General features: G+C 44.9%; 16 protein-coding genes and 1 tRNA gene. 12 read left to right on the top strand and 5 right to left on the bottom strand.

Annotated features, from left to right (window positions below; genetic code table 11):
* Positions 1 to 271: 271 nt before the first annotated feature.
* Positions 272 to 1,360, bottom strand: a complete 1,089-nt coding sequence (locus tag J2Z28_RS15395; RefSeq protein ID WP_211083143.1) for a DNA alkylation repair protein — start codon at positions 1,358 to 1,360, stop codon at positions 272 to 274.
* A 134-nt stretch (positions 1,361 to 1,494) separates the two neighbouring features.
* Positions 1,495 to 2,130: a tyrosine protein kinase gene (locus J2Z28_RS15390; RefSeq protein WP_211083142.1), complete on the bottom strand. Its 636-nt coding sequence runs from the start codon at positions 2,128 to 2,130 to the stop codon at positions 1,495 to 1,497.
* 454 nt (positions 2,131 to 2,584) lie between these two features.
* On the opposite strand from J2Z28_RS15390, the gene J2Z28_RS15385 reads away from it, so the two are divergent.
* From J2Z28_RS15385 to J2Z28_RS15375, 3 genes are all read left to right on the top strand, one after another.
* Positions 2,585 to 2,875, top strand: coding sequence for a YerC/YecD family TrpR-related protein (locus J2Z28_RS15385; protein ID WP_017690665.1), 291 nt, complete (start codon positions 2,585 to 2,587; stop codon positions 2,873 to 2,875).
* A 1-nt stretch (position 2,876) separates the two neighbouring features.
* On the top strand, positions 2,877 to 3,674 hold the full coding sequence (locus J2Z28_RS15380) for a sirohydrochlorin chelatase (RefSeq protein ID WP_211083141.1): 798 nt from the start codon (positions 2,877 to 2,879) through the stop codon (positions 3,672 to 3,674).
* A 3-nt stretch (positions 3,675 to 3,677) separates the two neighbouring features.
* A tRNA-Ala gene (locus tag J2Z28_RS15375) sits at positions 3,678 to 3,749 on the top strand.
* 343 nt (positions 3,750 to 4,092) lie between these two features.
* On the opposite strand, the gene J2Z28_RS15370 is transcribed toward J2Z28_RS15375, so the two are convergent.
* Positions 4,093 to 4,530, bottom strand: coding sequence for an Lrp/AsnC family transcriptional regulator (locus J2Z28_RS15370; RefSeq protein ID WP_074093493.1), 438 nt, complete (start codon positions 4,528 to 4,530; stop codon positions 4,093 to 4,095).
* A gap of 162 nt (positions 4,531 to 4,692) precedes the next feature.
* Here J2Z28_RS15370 and J2Z28_RS15365 point away from each other — a divergent pair, with 162 nt between their 5' ends.
* Positions 4,693 to 6,276, top strand: a complete 1,584-nt coding sequence (locus J2Z28_RS15365; protein ID WP_244988315.1) for an MFS transporter — start codon at positions 4,693 to 4,695, stop codon at positions 6,274 to 6,276.
* 158 nt (positions 6,277 to 6,434) lie between these two features.
* On the opposite strand, the gene J2Z28_RS15360 is transcribed toward J2Z28_RS15365, so the two are convergent.
* A complete protein-coding gene (locus J2Z28_RS15360; protein ID WP_211083140.1) occupies positions 6,435 to 7,004 on the bottom strand; it encodes a TetR/AcrR family transcriptional regulator in 570 nt (189 codons plus the stop codon).
* 168 nt (positions 7,005 to 7,172) lie between these two features.
* On the opposite strand from J2Z28_RS15360, the gene J2Z28_RS15355 reads away from it, so the two are divergent.
* Positions 7,173 to 8,099 (top strand): ketopantoate reductase family protein, encoded by a 927-nt coding sequence (locus J2Z28_RS15355; protein ID WP_211083139.1) that lies wholly within the window; start codon positions 7,173 to 7,175, stop codon positions 8,097 to 8,099.
* 71 nt (positions 8,100 to 8,170) lie between these two features.
* On the top strand, positions 8,171 to 8,587 hold the full coding sequence (locus J2Z28_RS15350) for a DUF4395 domain-containing protein (protein ID WP_211083138.1): 417 nt from the start codon (positions 8,171 to 8,173) through the stop codon (positions 8,585 to 8,587).
* 95 nt (positions 8,588 to 8,682) lie between these two features.
* Here the strand turns inward: J2Z28_RS15350 and J2Z28_RS15345 are convergent, their stop codons facing one another.
* The gene (locus tag J2Z28_RS15345; RefSeq protein ID WP_211083137.1) at positions 8,683 to 9,399 is read right to left on the bottom strand and encodes an NPP1 family protein; all 717 of its coding nucleotides are present in this window, start codon (positions 9,397 to 9,399) and stop codon (positions 8,683 to 8,685) included.
* 525 nt (positions 9,400 to 9,924) lie between these two features.
* Here J2Z28_RS15345 and J2Z28_RS15340 point away from each other — a divergent pair.
* The 6 genes from J2Z28_RS15340 (at position 9,925) to J2Z28_RS15315 (ending at position 17,927) form a co-directional block, all read left to right on the top strand.
* Positions 9,925 to 10,809: a diacylglycerol kinase gene (locus J2Z28_RS15340; RefSeq protein WP_211083136.1), complete on the top strand. Its 885-nt coding sequence runs from the start codon at positions 9,925 to 9,927 to the stop codon at positions 10,807 to 10,809.
* 208 nt (positions 10,810 to 11,017) lie between these two features.
* Entirely contained in the window at positions 11,018 to 12,799 is a 1,782-nt protein-coding gene (gene rlmD, locus J2Z28_RS15335) for a 23S rRNA (uracil(1939)-C(5))-methyltransferase RlmD (RefSeq protein WP_211083135.1), read from the top strand.
* 974 nt (positions 12,800 to 13,773) lie between these two features.
* Positions 13,774 to 14,013, top strand: coding sequence for a phosphopantetheine-binding protein (locus J2Z28_RS15330; RefSeq protein ID WP_017690656.1), 240 nt, complete (start codon positions 13,774 to 13,776; stop codon positions 14,011 to 14,013).
* Positions 14,010 to 15,503 (top strand): class I adenylate-forming enzyme family protein, encoded by a 1,494-nt coding sequence (locus J2Z28_RS15325; RefSeq protein ID WP_211083134.1) that lies wholly within the window; start codon positions 14,010 to 14,012, stop codon positions 15,501 to 15,503. Before J2Z28_RS15330 ends, J2Z28_RS15325 begins: the two co-directional genes overlap by 4 nt.
* Positions 15,504 to 15,552: 49 nt before the next feature.
* Positions 15,553 to 16,608 (top strand): hypothetical protein, encoded by a 1,056-nt coding sequence (locus J2Z28_RS15320; protein WP_211083133.1) that lies wholly within the window; start codon positions 15,553 to 15,555, stop codon positions 16,606 to 16,608.
* Positions 16,609 to 16,985: 377 nt separating this feature from the next.
* Complete coding sequence (locus J2Z28_RS15315; protein ID WP_308737410.1) at positions 16,986 to 17,927, top strand: NAD-dependent epimerase/dehydratase family protein; 942 nt, start codon at positions 16,986 to 16,988, stop codon at positions 17,925 to 17,927.
* The last annotated feature ends 1 nt before the right edge of the window (position 17,928 follow it).

Raw genomic sequence — 17,928 nt, 5'->3', positions numbered from 1 at the left:
GCTCCGTATGCAGTTCCATCTTTCTGTTATAAGCGCACGCTATTGCGAGCAGATCATCAGAAGAAGATTGCGTAGCTGAAGCAACCTTTGTTACATATGAAAAGGGCCACTGGACAAGGATCTCAGGCAGGAATGGAATAACCTGTCGGGAGATGATGCTTGCCAGGTGGCCTTTCTGATTCTTCTATTAGAAGTTTTGAAAAAAAATGTATCCACATGTGAATAACTATTCCGCTGCAATAAGCTGTGTATAACTTAGGGCGATTTCCTGTTATTCCACTTCAAGGACAAAAGAAGTCGTTGCTGCCTCTTTACCATTCACAACAATCGTTAGCGTATGTAGTCCAGCATAGTATTTTCTCGTTGTAATGATTTTGAACGATTGTTTGGTGGCTACCTTGGTTCTGCCTGTCGGGTACATTTTATCGGAGCATTTGAACCGTTTGGGAGCCTGCTTGCCGTTTGCCTTCATATAACCCATCTCATATTCAATTCGCAGCATCTGTGACTCGCCACTCTCATTGACCACATCAAATGAAAAATGAAGATCTTCACCAATGCTAATCGTATCCTGGACAAGCTGAAGCTGCTCAATGTGAATTGAATCCTGCTCGTTATAACCAAAAAGACTTAGTGCTTTGCTATGTCCTTTCTTCAGTAATGATCTGCTGGCATGCCGAACAATCCAGTCTGTGTGTACATGTTGTCCGTACCAGGTCGTGGCCAGATCCATAACCAGTTCAGGGTGGTCCTTGGAGATGTCATTCAGATGATTGGCGACGCTTTTGCGAACATAGAGGGACTCGTCCTGTTTCAATGCATGCAGAATCGGAAGTACAGGTGTTGGATCGGTGATAAAGTTCTGGAGTTTCGCACCCCATGGCAAACGTGGCCGGCTGCCCTCACTGGCAAGTCTGCGAATATGCTCCTTGTTGCTCTCTGCCCAGGCCATCATATGTTTCATCGTTTGGATTGGATAATGTTCAATAAACGGGCGTACCGCGAACTCCGAGCTGGAATAAGGTGTGAAGAGGGTCAGATACTTCATGGATAACTCGTAATCCTCTGGGTCAAGTCCGTTCACTTCGATAAAATCCGGCACAAACAGATATTCAACACCTCTCATCGTTGGTGCCGCTTGTTCGATAATATGTAATGCTTCCTCATAATTGTCCGGCAGTACCTGGGTCAAAGCCAGTGTGATTCTGCGAATGCGCGCTTTGAATTCCAACTGTTCCCAGCCTTCAGCGAAAACCAATTCATGAAATTGCTGTGTATCCAGCTTCGGGTAGAATTGACGCAACTGTTCGCCGGTCCGTTCGATTAATGCGGGAGTGTATTTGTCTTTGAAAAGTTCCATGGTCCGCCTCCTTTAGTTACTATCCAGTATACCTCAAATTACAGAAATAAGAACGTAAGTTCCTGAAATTTATTTGTATACGGATGAACGGTGTTAAGGCACCCGCCTTCTGTAAGGGGATGCCTGGATTTTTTTTAACCTTTGCGACTTTTGGGACGGCGCTTCGTGGTATTGGATTTGCGGCGGACTGGAGTTGTATTGCGGCGACGTGTAGCATTCGTTGTTTTGTTCCGACGTTTGTTTTTACGTTTCCGGCGCGGCGTATATTCTTCATAGTCTGCATCAGCTGCGCTGTTATTTGATTTTCCTTTTCCAAAAGGCAGAATGCCCATAACAAGTTTCATCATCGGAGCCATCTGCTGGATACCACCAACGACCTTCTGCATTTTGCCTATTCCACTCATGATCCCATCAATACCGCCGAAGCGGTCGATCATTCCTTTTAACTCACCGATGTTGGCTAATGAAAAGCCGGAACTGCCAGTGGAAGGCGCCGGTACAGGAGCTGGGGGAAGAACCTGAGCTGCACCTCCATATAAGTTCCCGCCAGCTACACCTTGCCCATACGGTACGATTGCAGATGCTTCGACTTCGCCAAAGCCCGGGTAGTGTGGTTCTACGCCAGGGTACATCGGTTGGATCTGGGTTTCATTCAAAGACCGCGGAACCACACCGGGCGGCATATAGGCAGAAGTATGTGCCTGCCGATGAGCATGAGAAGACGGACGGTGCCCTTGTGCTGGCTGGCGGTGATAATAATGCTGTGGCATGAACGATCACGTTCCTTCTATGTTGGATTTCGGAATTGCGTTCCATGAGTTGCATGACAGATGTACATCATAGACCCTTGTGGAACTCCCTTTTGTTATACTGTATGTCATTCGCGGAGAGACGGCGTAGGCGGGTATCCCGGAAAACGGGATATTTGCGGATTTGGGCGCATGTATGATGGCAGGTTCCCGAAGAGTAAAATGCAGTTTAGACACAAAATTGTAACATTTAGGAGGATTGAAATCCTACATAAGTAATCGGATATATACAGGTGAAAACTGGGAAAAAGCGCGTAAATTTCGCCCGATGTGCGTGAGGGGAGGACAATAGTACCTTTTGTAAGCGGTAACATGTATTTTTATTCTGTAGTGCGTGAAATCGGTAACGCTTGAAATACCAACTCAGGGTGAGTACAATGTAGGTACACAGTAACCGCTAGGGGATGATGATGAAATGCAGCTGAAAAAGCTAAATGATAAAAGCATTGAACAACTATTCGAGGCTATTTTGACGTTAAAAGATATTGAAGAGTGTTATGTTTTCTTTGATGACCTCTGCACAGTTAATGAGATCCAATCCATGTCCCAGCGGCTGGAAGTGGCTCGTATGTTGGGTAAAGGCAATACGTATAACCAGATTGAAGCAGAGACAGGTGCGAGTACAGCTACAATTTCACGTGTGAAACGCTGCCTGAATTACGGCAATGATGGTTATAAAATGACGCTGGAACGCCTGGGACGCTAACATGAAGAAGCCGGGCGTACTCATCATCAGTCACGGTTCACAGGAGCAGACCTGGGTGGAATCCGTCGATGACGCGATCTCCCGGTTGAATCTGCCTATTCCATTACCGGTTGAAGCCGGTTTTCTTGAACTTGTGGAAGGACGCCTGATCCAGGACGGTATCGACCGACTGGAAGCACAAGGCGTAACCGATATTTTGGTCGTACCTCTATTTGTTTCGTCCGGGAGTACACATGTGGATGAAATTGAATATGCCATTGGTGCAAAGGAAACACCTGATCGCGAAACGGATCTGGAACCGTTCGATGTGAAGGCTCGGGTTCACTTCGGTTATCCGGTGGATAACGATCCGGATATTGCCGTGATGGTGTGGGACAAAGTCCGATTACTGTCGCAGCAACCGGAGAAGGAAACGATCCTGCTGGTAGGCCATGGGAGTATTCATGATGGTTTTCGCGAGCGTTGGGAAGCCGGAATTTCTTCCCTTGCAGAGCGTGTGCAGGAAGTTAGTGGCTTAGCCCATACGGATTATGCATTGTTGAATCCGGAGAGCGTGTACGACAAAGTGAAGTACTGGAGCGAAGAGCGGGGGAACCGAGTCATTGTGGCGCCGCTGTTTTTGAGTGCCGGTTATTTCACGAGAAAGGTGATTCCGAGCCGACTTAAGGAATTGAATTACGCGTATAGCGGTGAGACGTTTCTTCCACATCCGTTGTTAGGGCAGTGGATGGAGCGCCAGATCCAGATTTTGCTGGAAAGATGCAATGAAGATAAGGCCGAAGTTGGAGCTTCTTCTTGAAAAGGGCCTTAGCGCTCATGGGTGAGCGCATCGCTGGCAGCGATGCGGTCAGGGGTTCGATCCGCCTAGGCTCCATAACGAAAAAAGTCATCACCTCATGTGATGGCTTTTTTTCGTTATGGAGGGGCTCATTGAACGAACCTTGGCTTAGTCCGTGGTATTCATTGAGGTGTACGCCCAAGTACAATGAATTTGTTCGCCGCTGTTTTGGTCTGGTACGGTGGAAAAGAACAAGAACCGCGCAAGCTCATCCAAATTGATTCGGATAATGATTAAATTTTCTACGATCTGTGAAAGTTGAATGAGTGATCCCACACCAAAGGAATTTTCCCTAAGGCTATTCATTAGCCTGAAGGCAAATTCCTTTTTGTATATGTATATGAGAGGAGAGGGAATCTATATTTTTCTTTTATCTGAGTTAATTAGGGAGAGAATGAATGAGAAGTCTGTGATCGATCGGTGAAGACATGACAATCAGGCTCGTATAGGTTCCGTACTTGTCACACTGATTACTAAACTCTTCGAGAGCTCGTGTGGATTCGGTAACAATCTTTAATAAGTAACTGTGTTCGCCGCTTATACGGTGACACTCGGCAACATGGGGAGATGCATGGACAAAATCAAGAAATGCCAGACAGTCTCTAGTCCGAAACAACATATAGGCTGCCGTATGCTTCCCGATTTTTTCAGGAGAGATGACGGTGCGATACTCCTGAATAACTCCGCTTTCTTCCATTCTTTTAACTCGTTCCGTTACAGCAGGTTGAGATAACCCCACGCTTTTACCCAGCTCAGTCATTGAAATCCTTGCCTGATTTTGAAGATATAAGAGGATTTGTTTGTCTACATGATCCACTTTCAATTTCCTCCTTTGAATTTAAGGCGTTTTGTACAAAACTTCTTTAATTAATTTGTATTTTCATTATATGCATTTGAATGTGACATGTAAAATCAATGACTTTAATTATAAAATAATCTACAGCAATAAAATGATTATATATGAAAAGGGAGAGAGAGGATGGCATCATTGAGTAAATACGACTCCAATAAGGTAGGTACAGAAGATTTTAAGGCACGAATGGATAAGGTCAAAAATATAATCGCATTAGCTGCTATATGTTTGTCCACGCTAATGTTCGGACTCGAAATTTCCAGTGTGCCAGTGATACTGCCAACACTGGAAAAGGTATTGCATGGAAATCTCAAGGATATGCAATGGATTATGAGTGCCTACACCATTGCTAGTACAACTGTTCTGATGGCTGTTGGAACGCTGGCTGACCGGTATGGAAGGAAGCGTATTTTTATTGTCAGTCTCATCTTGTTCGGTATTACATCCTTGATTTGTGGCTTGGCGCAAAGCACGATAGTTCTGATCGTCAGCCGATTTCTTCAAGGCGTGGGTGCTGGCGCGATGCTCATCTGCCAGATAGCAATTCTTTCGCAACAGTTTCGGGAAGGAAAAGAACGGAGTAAAGCTTTTGGCGTATGGGGTATCGTGTTCGGCATCGGCCTTGGTTTTGGACCCATCATCGGGGGGATGATCGTGTCGTTTTCGAACTGGCATTGGGTTTTCCTAGTCCACGTCCCACTGACCATCCTCACGTTGATCTTGGTTATAGCCGGTGTGGAGGATTCCAGAGATCCGCAGGCGAAAAAGCTGGACATCATCGGCATCATCACGCTATCGTTGACGGTTTTTGGGCTAGTATACTTTATCACGCAAGGGCCTGAACTCGGCTTTACCAGCGCGACGGCCATCAGTATCCTTGTTGCAACCGCAATATGCTTCACTATTTTTTGGTTTGCAGAAAAACTCAGCACCCATCCGATGTTCGATTTTTCCGTATTCAGGATACGAAATTTTTCTGGCGCTCTTTTAGGCTCCATCGGAATGAATTTCAGTTTCTGGCCGTTCATGATCTATCTGCCGATTTATTTCCAGAGTGGTCTTGGTTACGGCATTGTGCCAGCAGGGTTGTCTCTCTTGGCTTATACACTGCCCACCTTGGTAATCCCTCCACTAGCAGAGCGTCTTTCGCTTCGCTATCAGTCGCGCATAATCATCCCAATGGGTCTGTTTATTATCGGAACCGGCTTCTTATGGATGAAATTAGGCAGCAGCAGCGATCATGCTAGTTGGTTGACCATGCTCCCCGGTTCCCTATTGGCTGGTATAGGGCTTGGCTTAACCAACACGCCTGTAACCAACACGACCACCGGCTCGGTTCCGAGCACTCGTTCAGGCATGGCTTCCGGCATAGACACGAGTGCCAGATTAATCAGCCTAGCTATCAATATCGCATTGATGGGATATATTTTGCAGGAAGGTATCTTGTCTTATCTGAAGGATGTGCTATCTGGGACCATTGATGAAGTGCAATTGAGGTCTTTGGCGGAAAAAATAGCTGGCGGCAACACATCATCTCTCCAGTTGGATTTACTAAATATTACCTCTCTGGATACAGCCGGAGCAATCGCCCATGCAGCTCTTGTGCACGGCTTTGGTTTGGTGATGCTCTATGGCGGTATCGGAGTCTGGATTTTGGCCGCGATCAGTTTTATCATTTTTAGACCCAAGAAAGCTTCGTTGCATAATTAGAGCCTGAAGAATATGTATTTCTGTTAACCTATAATAACTCTCTTCACTGGCCGCGATGCGTGTTCGCGGAGCGATCTGATCGGTTTGCCAAAAAAAACGAAGCCACGTCCTCAGGACGTGGTTTTTGTTTGTTGTAGATCATTTGAGCGAGGATCAGGTTATCCATTAATGGGTGCGTGCAAATTCAGATGTAGCTGCAGTAAACCTATTAATTGGTCAACGATCTCCTCGGCCGGATAAGGCATGGAATTCATAATCCACCACTCCAGGATACCGACTGCAGCGGAAGCAAGAAACTGTATGGTAATCTCTTTTTTCATACCTTCCTGGATTCCACAAGCATCCATTTGATCCTGTACTCCCTGGACCAACAATGTCATCAACTTACTACGGAATGCTGGAATACCTTTTTTAGTAAGTAGTGTGGTATAGGTTGTGGCATGTTGTTCCAGATAGCAGAAGGTTCGGAGCAACGCATCCTTGGCCGTAACGGGTGTTGTAGTAGGGCTTTCGATCATACAGGCATCCAACAACCGCTGCAAATAGGTCTCAATGCATTGTTCCAACAGGTCGAACTTGTCAGCGTAATGCAAATAGATTGTTCCTCGGTTTACATTAGCTCGATCAGCAATTTCGTTTATCGTAATTTGCTCGAAATCCTGTTCTTCCAGTAACCCCACAAAAGCTTCGATTATCGCCTTTCGTGTCTTGAGTACTCGTCTGTCCATGGCCCCTCCTTTGATGGTTTTCAACAATAAGGAATCATTCGTTGATTATTCAACAAAAACGGATATTTTAACGATTGAAGCACAGTAGGTGCTTTGTTACTCTTATTTTATCAACAAATGTTCATAAAGCAACGAATATTGATAAAATATGAAATAGAGGGATAACCAATGAAAATATTAGTGTATGGTGCAGGTGTTTTGGGCAGTCAATTGGCGCACGTTCTGGTGCGCGGTGGCAATGATGTTACTGTTCTAGCTAGAGGGAAGCGGGCAGAAGAGCTGGAGAAGGATGGAATCGTCATCCGGCATGTTTTTCAATTCAAAACGACAGTTGATCCGGTTCGGGTAGCCAGAACGTTGGAAGTGGATGACCAATATGATCTGATTTTTGTTGTCATGAAATATAACGATTTTTCTTCTGTGTTACCTATTCTGGCAGACAATCAGAGCAGCAATATTGTGATTGTGGGAAACAACGCAGATGCGCGAAGCATGCAAAACTTTTTGGAGGTAAACAGCAGGGTAGCAAAACAGGTCGCGTTTGGATTCCATGTGAGTGCAGGGAAGCGGGAAAAGGACCGCATGTTATCGGTCGGTGGAGGCAGCGGACAAATGGTAATTGGCAGTCTGGACGGAGAGATAGGCTTTAAACCTGTGCTGGATCAGGCTTTCCAACATGTGAAAAACAAGTTGAATGTTCTGAGCGATATTGATGCCTGGCTGAAAAGCCATATCATCCCCATTCTGATACTTAATGCGGTGAGTTTTAATGAGAAGCGTGAGATGCAAAAGATGGAAGGCAACAAGCAACAACTTGTGCATATGATTAGGGCGATGGATGAAGGCTTCAGCGTGCTTGAGGCTATGGGCATAACGATTATACCGGAGATTCAGGCTAAAATGATCCGCAAGCATCAACGGATGTTGTACCTTCTGTTGAAGATCTATAGCATGCTTCCGGTTCATAAGCTGGTCACGGGTTCTTTTGGAGAGATTGAGGCGTTAAATAATGCATTTACCGATTGGAAAAAGACAACAGGCATCCCGACTCCCCATTGGGACGTGCTGAAAAGAGATTTTACTATCCTTAAATGAAGTGTTGCTCATTAACCCAATACCGACTGCAATAAAGCCAACTAATAAAATGGGGATAAGGAGATATACAGATGCGGGAAGTGCCCATGCGTTATGTGAAAGCGAATCAGGTCGGTATTGTATTGTTTGTTTTACTCTCGTTTGTGTTCAATCCGCTGGTAGTTCTGGGCGTGCTGTGGAGCATTCAGGTAGTTGGGCTGGCTTCTGGTGGCAAGCTTAATCTGTTTGTGCAGATTGGGAAAGTTGTGTTGACTGGTAAAGGTACAGAGACGCAGGCGTTGGAGCTACAGCGATTCAACAATATTCTGGCTGTGCTCTTCCTGTCTCTGGCACTCATCTCGTTCTCACTTGGCTGGGTAGCAGCAGGTTATGTATTCTCCGTCATGCTTCTCGCGGCTGCAAGTGCTGCATTGCTGGGTTATTGTGTAGGCTGCACCGTCTATTTCTGGTACAAACAGCTGCGTGCAGGTAGAAAAATCGGATTTTGAGGTTGGCTGAAGAAGTGATATAAGTATCCGGGATACTACGATAACTTCATAACGAAATCCCCCTCAAGTGAACTGTCCACTTGAAGGGGATTTTTTTATCTAAACCAGGCTTTGTTTAAATTGTTGGTGAAATTGTTATCGTTGAAAGGCACGTTGGCGCTACCGAAGTCCGTCGTGTTGAGTGCATTTCGTGCCGCAGAAGTCAGATCGTCCCATCCGATCAAAGGCTGAGTTCCACCCACAGCATTAGTAACGCCAAGCTCATGGTTCAGCGGCCAGGTACTATTATAGGAAATCAACGGATGGTTACCTTGTGTATTGTTATTGCTCGGTGTGACTTTGGTGAACTGGCCGTGACCGGAATATGCGATGGAGAGAATTTTGGAATTGGCAGCTGCCGGATTATCGACCCATACAACGATTCCTTCCCAATCATGACGATGGCCGAGTCCAGAGGAAGGGGAGTCTTTGGGGAAATACCACGAATACATGATAGCCCACACCCCATTGTGCCATGCGGAGCGGGAGTAGATCTGCCCTGTACTTGAGCTACAGTTCCCATTCGATGACCCGGACGTATTCAAGCCAGCACTGGTATTGCCCTGTTGATCCACTGCGGGAAAAGGCACGCATCCATGATAGACCTTCAAAAACGGTTGAAAACGCTTGGCTGCTTGTTGCATTACGGTGACTGGTGTGACTTCCTGGAATCCGACAACCTGATCATGATTAATTTCTGCTGCTTCAACAACGGTGACCCAAGGAATACATGCCATAAGCGAAACAAGGAGCATTAACACGATTTTTTTCATTTACACTTCTCCTTCAAGGGTATGATGTGGTGCTAAGTTGAGGGTGCACTAAAACTATATTGGAAAAAGGTTTATGTTATTTATCTTTTCATCTTAAGATTTGTAAATTTGTAGCATATCTATGTCATAATCAGATGAAGGTCATCAAAATTGAAGACTAATTCCTGTCCAAGCGGGCAGAATGGTTGATTAATGAGACTATTTTACATAAAAGGTAGTGGGGAAGATTCAGGAGCGGTGCGTGAGGTTTATTGGGTAATAGGCAGATTAGTGGGTACGGATATGTTAAAATATACTTATACATTACAGGCTAGGACATCTTTACATTTGATGATATGATAGGAGTTAAAGGCTTTGGCATGAGACGGAATTCCTGATGCATAGATATAGGTAAGACGAATGATTAGAGCAACATTAACGCAAGTTCATTATTGTGTAAAAAATATGCCCTTTTGTGGACTGATGCAACGTAAGAATATGAGGTCGTTTAGACTCATGGATAATGTGGAATAGGTGGCGTATGAGATGAAAAAAGCTCGCTTAATATATAATCCGACCTCAGGCCGGGAAGAAATGAAGAAACGTCTGGCTGATATTTTGCAGCGTTTGGATCAAGGTGGTATTGAAGCTTCATGTCACGCAACAACGGGTGAAGGTGACGCAACCCGGGAAGCTGAACTCGCGATTGAGCGCGGATATGACATGATTATTGCTGCTGGTGGCGATGGCACGTTGTACGAAGTGATTAACGGTATGGCCGAGCGGGAGAACCGTCCTCCGCTGGGTGTGTTTCCTTTGGGAACAACGAACGATTTTGCACGTGCACTCGGCATTCCGAGACAGTGGGAAGATTACGTGGATCTGGTCATTAACCAGCAGCTTCGTCCTCTCGATCTGGGCAAAGCGAATGATAAATATTTTATCAACATCGCCGGTGGCGGCTCACTCACTGAACTGACCTATGAAGTACCGAGTCGTCTGAAAACGATGATTGGGCAACTGGCCTATTATATGAAGGGTATTGAGAAAATGGCGAGCCTGTCTCCACAGGAGCTGATTATTCGTGCCGACGGTCAGGAAGAAATCCATGATGAATTCATGTTATTCCTCATCGCCAATACCAATTCGGTCGGAGGATTCGAGAAGTTGGCTCCAGGAGCAACCATTGATGATGGTCTGTTCGATGTGATCGGTGTCCGCAAATGTAATCTGGCCGATATGATCCGCCTCGTAACGCTCGCGCTGCGTGGGGAGCATCTGAACGACAAGAAAGTGGTTCATTTCCAGACGAGTCATATGGAAGTTACGTCCCCGGGATATGTGCAACTGAACCTCGATGGAGAGTTGGGTGGCACATTGCCAGCTACGTTTACCAATCTAAAACATCATCTGCAACTGTTCCATCGGTAAATGATACAATGAAATAACGTTTCTGAGATTCGTTAGAATTTTGGAACGTTATTTTTGGCGTGAATAAGGCAATCCTTTTATTAAATTACGAAATAGTTCGAAACAGTTTAGTTTAACTCAACACAGATCAGATCAACTTAATCAACAAATCAATTCAGCTCACCGTCATTGCAGGCGGTGTACTATATAAGAAAGAAGTGAACATACGTTGTCTAATACGAACCGCAGCGGTCGTGGAAAAAACCGCCGGAATTCGGCTGCTCCTCAAGGGAAAGCTTCAGCTTCCCGTCAGCCAAGTCAATCAACGCAATCAACTCGTCCATCTACAAGTCAGTCAGGTAAAGAGGTGCGGTCACGCGGTGCATCTCTTTCTGGTGTGCGTTCCAAAGGCAGAACACGTGAATCCGCACCAATTGAAGGATTGCCCGTTAGCAAAAATGAAGAAACCGTCATTGAGATCGTTGGCATGAACCATGACGGAGAGGGTGTAGGCCGTGCGGACGGATACACACTATTTGTGCAGGGTGCCCTTCCGGGGGAAACTGTACGCGTGCGTGTAATCAAAACCAAGAAGCAATACGGTTATGCCAAGCTACTTGAGATCGTAAAAGCCAGTCCGGACCGTGTATCCGCACCATGTCCGATCTACGATCAATGCGGCGGGTGTCAGATTCAGCATATGAGCTACGTTGGTCAACTGGCGTGGAAACGTCAGCTTGTGATCGATAATTTGCAGCGGATCGGGAAGCTGAACGTGCTGGTGGAGGATGCGGAAACGCTGGCATCCAATACGCAGGATGATAAAGAGGGCGCCGAACAGCGCGTGCAGGATGACGCTTCAGTTGGTGATGCGAACCAGACAACTGGACCGGCTACATCTGAAGTGCAAATGATCGGCAGCAATCGTATTCGACTTCGCCTTGAAGGTGTCATGAACGAAGAGGATACGGAGCAGGGCATTCGCGTACTGCCTACAATGGGTATGGACGAGCCGTGGCGATATCGAAACAAGGCACAGGTGCCCATTGGTGTGACCGAGGGTGGTCTGGTAGGTGGTTTTTACGCCAAAGGAAGCCATCGCATCATCGATATGGAGAGTTGCCTCATTCAGCATGAGCACAATGACGAAGTGGTCGCAAAGGTTAAAGAGATCGGCAGTCATTTTGGAATTAGCGCCTATAACGAAGAGACAGGTCGCGGATTATTGCGCCATGTGGTTGTGAAGAAGGCGTTCCGTACTGGCGAGATGATGCTCGTACTGGTCACGAATGGTCGAGACATTCCGTACAAAGACGAATGGATTGGCAGTATCCGTGAAGCGATTCCGCATGTGGCAAGCATCTGCCAGAACGTGAATAAGAAACAGACCAACGTCATCTTTGGCGATGAGACCCGCGTCCTGTGGGGCCGTGATGTAATTTATGATTATATCGGTGATGTGCAGTTTGCGATCTCTGCGCGTTCGTTCTATCAGGTGAATCCGGTGCAAACGGAAGTACTGTATGGCAAAACGGTAGAGTACGCTGGACTGAGCGGCAAAGAGACGGTAATTGATGCCTATTGCGGCATCGGAACGATTTCTCTTTTCCTCGCGCAACATGCGGATCAGGTGTATGGGGTAGAGATCGTGCCTGAAGCGATCGAGGATGCGCGGAGCAATGCTCTATTGAACGAGATGCGCAACGTCAAGTTCGAAGTTGGTGCCTCTGAGGACGTCATCCCGCGCTGGAAAGAACAAGGCATCGAAGCTGACGTCATCGTTGTCGACCCACCACGAAAAGGCTGCGACCCGCGTTTGCTCGATACCATCCTGGAGATGAAGCCGGAACGCGTGGTTTACGTGAGTTGTAATCCGAGTACGCTGGCACGTGATCTTCGTGTGTTGGAAGATGGCGGCTATCGCACCGTGGAGGTAACGCCGGTGGATATGTTCCCGCATACGGTGCATGTGGAATCGGTGGCGATGTTAAAATGGAAGGGGCAGGATTAATTCCTACGCCTCTCGTTGTTCCAACTTCCTTATGGATTGAGGACGGGAAATATGTAATGTATGGCTTTGATTGAACCGTCTTTAATAACTTCAATTTGAAGTTCGGTGAAGCGGGATAATTGCTTTATATAGGCACGGAGTTGTTCTTCCGTGTCTTTTTTTGTACCTGTAATAATGAAGTAATTACTGATTTTGCACACCCTAATCCTAATACAGATAGAGGTGAAATTTCTTGAACTATAGGGGCATAGATCTCATCAAGTAGAAGCTTCTTATCATCACGCTTGTAGCCAAATGTGGGTAGAGAAGCCTTGTAGGGCGGTTCGTGAAAATATCATTTTCATGTGGCTCGCCGCTGGCCAACAGCCAGACTTTCGTACCAGTAACTTCTTTCTTTCCGAACGGATGAAAGAGGTTACTGGAAACCGTGTTTTCCAGAGGGCATCAACGGGCTTTTTCAAAACTGTTGACAATTGGTATATTTGTAATTATATTAAATATATCGGGCGCTTGGTGCTGTAAATCTACTGGTGTAAACGCTACCAAGAAAAACTTTACGCAATATAGTTCAATCCCTTCGAGGAAGAGAATGGAGATTTGATGGGTACTTATTCCCGGTTTTGTACACGCACTGTCCATTTACGAGTGAAATTCATCGTAGTTTTGTAGAGCATTTTCAGCAACGCTTCATTGCTTGGGAAAATGCTTTTTTCTTTAGGCTTTGCGATGTTGACGAGGGAACCCTCAAGTATTTCCGTCGTTGTACTCTTCGCGTCAAGCTTTTTATGACATGAACCGTGTCATATTCCACCTCCAACATGAATTGCAGCATCTCTGCAAACAACTCTTTCAGTGCAAATTCACCTTGTTCATCGTTATGAACTTATTCTTCTCCAAAATCACTTTCACTTGCTCATCACGTATACTATCCTCTTTAATCAGCCTTTCTAAAGATTATCTAACGGGGGAATATGATGTCTAAATCAATAGAATCTATCTTGAGAGATGAAATTTTTGCTGAGCTGGACATCGAGTATCCGGAAGGCCACGATACCCGTTTGTTGGACCAAGGGATCGATTCAGTAGGCTTCATCAAGCTTATTGTTTTAATGGAATCGAAGTTTAACATCTCGATCCCTGATGAAGATCTGTTATTTGAGAAGTTCTCCACGGCTGGATTAATCCTTAATTATTTGACTGTGAAAACGCTATGATGACTATCATTCAGCGTCTATTTCTGGAGGCCTCTGATCGCCAAGATCATATTATCCTTGAAGATCTAAAGCAGCAATGGACTTACGCAGAAGTGATGACAGAAGCTTACTTGATTTCTTTATATATCCACAAGAATTTTGAACTTGAGTCCGGAAGTCATCTTGCATTATACACAAATAATGAGCCCTTGTTCATTATTGCGGCGTTGGGCATTCAATTCTGCGGTTATGTGTTAGTACCGGTTCCTTATTCGGCATCCAATACTGAAATTGAAAATATTTTAAATGCCAGTGACGCCAAATTGGTTATCAGCAAATATGCACAGCCTGCGCATTTAAATTGCGACATTCCTTGGGTTACCGCTCAGGATTTATCGCAAGAACCAATGCCTTCGTTTGAATCGATCTCGTTAACCAATCAGTCCGATCCCAATCAATGTGCGATTCTCCTTCCTACATCGGGCACAACCGGAAAATCTAAAATCGTTATGTTATCCCATTGGAATGTATTAACGAATGCCTTGGCACATGGCGGAAAGGTGGGGTATACGGATCAAGATTCATTTCTTGTAACGATGCCCGTTCATTTCAGTTCTACGATTGTCACGCAATTAATTTCTTGCATGCTATATGGAACCCGAATTAAACTTATCAGCTTGCCCTTGCTGCCGCGCACAGCGTTTAAACTGTTTCAGAATAAGGCGGTCACGGGATTCTCAGCGGTGCCTACGCAATTGATGCACTTTGTTTCCGATTTCCATCAGACAAAGAACTGGAGTGCCTTTGATTCCATTGAATTTATTGTAATTAGCGGTGCGGCGATTCCCGCGAAATTAGTAGACCATCTTCAGACTGTATTTCCTCACGCGGACATTATTCAAACCTATGGATTGACCGAAGCTTCTCCGCGGGTGACCATGATGGAACGGGGAGAGCACTGCCTATCCTGTGGATCACCCATAAATGACGTTTCTATTCGTCTTGTTGACAAAGAAGAGAATGAGGTTGAAGGAGCGGCTATCGGAGAAATTTGGGTCAAGGGCCCGAATGTGATGCTCGGTTATTACAAAAACCCGGAGTTAACGAACGCTACCATTGTTGAGGGTTGGTTAAAGACAGGAGATTTAGGATATTGGAATGAATCAGGGTGTCTTATACTCACAGGCCGAAAGAAGAATATCATTATATCCGGCGGTATCAATATCTATCCGGAAGAAATCGAGGAATTTTTGTACGGCTTGAAAGAAGTGGAGGAGGTCATGGTTGTTGGTGTACACGATGATCTATTAGGCGAAGTGCCTATCGCATTTCTGAAAGTTTTTAATGAATGCCTGGTTGATATAGATGCACTGACACGACATTGCAACTTGCATTTGTCATCGTATAAAGTGCCTAGACAATGGAGGGTTATAGATAACATTCCAAAAACAAAAACAGGAAAACTGGACAGGGCAAGTACGAAGCGCTTATTGCTAAATGAGATATACTGATTCGGCATCCTTAAGCCGTTTAACCAAATAACGAGGGGTGAACGAAAGGTTGAAAAATTCAACTCAAACATTGGGAAGAGAAATATTGCCGGTCAGTTATCCGATGATTACAACCTATACGCAACATGCTCATCTCTTGTCCATACTTACCCATTACGAGTGCGCACATCCATGGATATTTAGCAATTATATTCAATTATTTATTAACAAAGATTATAAACACCATTGGGGAGATTTTTATTTCCCTCTGACTTATGAGCTGCGGCCTTCGGATGCGTGCAAATGGATTACTACTCAAAAGATACATAGAGATACTGTAACAACTAAATGGGACTCTGTTATTCATTTTATTATAGAAAATATTAATGCTAATAACTATGTCCACACCATGATCAATTATTTCTACGTGCCCCTAAGCGATCGCTACAATAAACTTCAATTGCATCATGACATATTTGTTTACGGCTATGATTTGGATAGAGAGATGTTGTATGTTTCCGATTTTTTTAAGAACGGGGTGTATAGTCAGGCTGAGATATCATTTACTGATTTCAATCTTGCGTTCGACACGAATCATCTAACAACCAATCATGATTATCTTAGAGAAATGGTTTATCTGTATAGATTCAATGATCAATATCAGGATAAATTCAGTGCAGATACCCTAGTGAATTCTATAAGAAATTATTTCACTAAGCAAACGCCGGAGTATTGGCAGATGTTCAACTATGGGGGCGACAGGGATAATCTTGACTTCGGCATGCAAATATACACAACTCTATTAAATTATGCGAAAGAGACATTGGAACATAAGGTTATGTTTGATATAAGACCCTTTCATTTACTTTATGATCATAAGAAGATAATGACGCTAAGACTCAAGTACTTGTACGATAATCGGCATTTAATTAAATTAAATCAAGAGCATATAGATGAATTCACAGCCATTGAACTTAAGGCAAAAATCCTTGTGAATCTAGCGATTAAATATAATTTGACAAAGGATACGAGTATTTCCGAAAGCTTACAAACGCTGATAACGAATATAGAAAATGAAGAATCCATATTCCTTGAACGATGGCTGAAGAAGGTAGGCATTCAGTAATGTTGAGGGAGCAGATGATGTCAGTTGTGGATATCTCTTCTTGTACCCGAATAGAATCCTTAACCCGAAGCCGGTGGTGATCCGGGCATATTTATGGAGGGAGTGATGCCGGGATTATAATCGTTGCGATACAGCGTATTGAGTAAGCGAAACCGTTGCTCTTGTCTTAAAGATTCCGTTTGCTGACAGCCTATTGCCTTCGTGTCTTTCAACGATCCGCATTGCTTCAAGCACTTTTTTCCGGCACAACCACAGCGAATCCACTCACCTCAAGAATCTCTCCTAGTATTTGACCCGACATCTTGTGATTCATGCATAGAACCATATCTGTTCGATTGAATTAATAGTGGTTTCACAAACCTTAAGCAAGGGGGGGGATCATAATATTCATTGTATTAACAGGAGTCGCAGGCTTCATCGGTTCCAACCTTGCCGAGAGGCTGCTGCGGGAAGGCCATACCGTTATCGGCGTCGATAATTTTCTGACCGGGTCTACTGTCAACATAGACAATCTCTTACGGTCGCCAAATTTCAAGTTTATCGAGCATGACGTCATTTATCCGCTCGCAATTGAAGGCCCTGTCGATTGGGTGATGCATTTTGCAAGTCCTGCCAGTCCGCCCAAATATTTGTCCTATCCGATCGAAACGATGAGGGTCAACAGCGAAGGGACGATGCATCTGCTGTATCTGGCCAAAGAAAAGCAGGCTGCTTTCTTCTTGGCTTCAACAAGTGAGATCTACGGTAACCCAACTGTTCACCCTCAGCCGGAGAGCTACTATGGCAACGTGAATTCGGTTGGAGCAAGAAGCTGCTACAACGAAGCGAAGCGGTATGCAGAGGCGATCACCTACTGGATGAACAGGAAATACGGTATACCGGTAAGGGTCATTCGGATCTTCAATACATTCGGCCCGAAGATGGATTTAAATGACGGACGCGTCATTACCAATTTCATTAATGAAATCATGTCCAAGCAAAACCTTACGATTTATGGCGACGGCAGACAGACGAGAAGCTTTCAGTATATCGACGATTTGCTGGAAGGGATTGTGAGACTGCTGAGCACCACGTATGAACAGCCAGTCAATTTGGGGAATCCGGAGGAAGTCACCATACTTGAAGTCGCCCAAATATTGAAGGAGCTAATGAAGTCCAACGCGCAGTTAGAGTTTCTCCCGCTGCCGGAAGACGATCCAAGGAGAAGGAAGCCGGATATTACCATTTCAAGGACGATTATGGACTGGGAACCGGCGATCAGTTTGCATGATGCACTCGCTAGAACGATCCATTATTACCAGGGTCAATATATCCATTAAA

Source organism: Paenibacillus xylanexedens, from assembly GCF_017874615.1.
Classification (GTDB): Bacteria; Bacillota; Bacilli; order Paenibacillales; family Paenibacillaceae; genus Paenibacillus; species Paenibacillus xylanexedens.
Note: the sequence above shows the minus strand (reverse complement) of the source record. Positions and strands in the feature narration are given on the sequence as shown.

What these genes read in the sequence shown, in the direction of transcription:
- J2Z28_RS15395 (WP_211083143.1), bottom strand. Translation starts at nt 1,360, where the DNA reads ATGGAACTTTTCAAAGACAAATACACTCCCGCATTAATCGAACGGACC.
- J2Z28_RS15390 (WP_211083142.1), bottom strand. Translation starts at nt 2,130, where the DNA reads ATGCCACAGCATTATTATCACCGCCAGCCAGCACAAGGGCACCGTCCG.
- J2Z28_RS15385 (WP_017690665.1), top strand. Translation starts at nt 2,585, where the DNA reads ATGCAGCTGAAAAAGCTAAATGATAAAAGCATTGAACAACTATTCGAG.
- J2Z28_RS15380 (WP_211083141.1), top strand. Translation starts at nt 2,877, where the DNA reads ATGAAGAAGCCGGGCGTACTCATCATCAGTCACGGTTCACAGGAGCAG.
- J2Z28_RS15365 (WP_244988315.1), top strand. Translation starts at nt 4,693, where the DNA reads ATGGCATCATTGAGTAAATACGACTCCAATAAGGTAGGTACAGAAGAT.
- J2Z28_RS15360 (WP_211083140.1), bottom strand. Translation starts at nt 7,004, where the DNA reads ATGGACAGACGAGTACTCAAGACACGAAAGGCGATAATCGAAGCTTTT.
- J2Z28_RS15355 (WP_211083139.1), top strand. Translation starts at nt 7,173, where the DNA reads ATGAAAATATTAGTGTATGGTGCAGGTGTTTTGGGCAGTCAATTGGCG.
- J2Z28_RS15350 (WP_211083138.1), top strand. Translation starts at nt 8,171, where the DNA reads ATGCGGGAAGTGCCCATGCGTTATGTGAAAGCGAATCAGGTCGGTATT.
- J2Z28_RS15345 (WP_211083137.1), bottom strand. Translation starts at nt 9,399, where the DNA reads ATGAAAAAAATCGTGTTAATGCTCCTTGTTTCGCTTATGGCATGTATT.
- J2Z28_RS15340 (WP_211083136.1), top strand. Translation starts at nt 9,925, where the DNA reads ATGAAAAAAGCTCGCTTAATATATAATCCGACCTCAGGCCGGGAAGAA.
- J2Z28_RS15330 (WP_017690656.1), top strand. Translation starts at nt 13,774, where the DNA reads ATGTCTAAATCAATAGAATCTATCTTGAGAGATGAAATTTTTGCTGAG.
- J2Z28_RS15325 (WP_211083134.1), top strand. Translation starts at nt 14,010, where the DNA reads ATGATGACTATCATTCAGCGTCTATTTCTGGAGGCCTCTGATCGCCAA.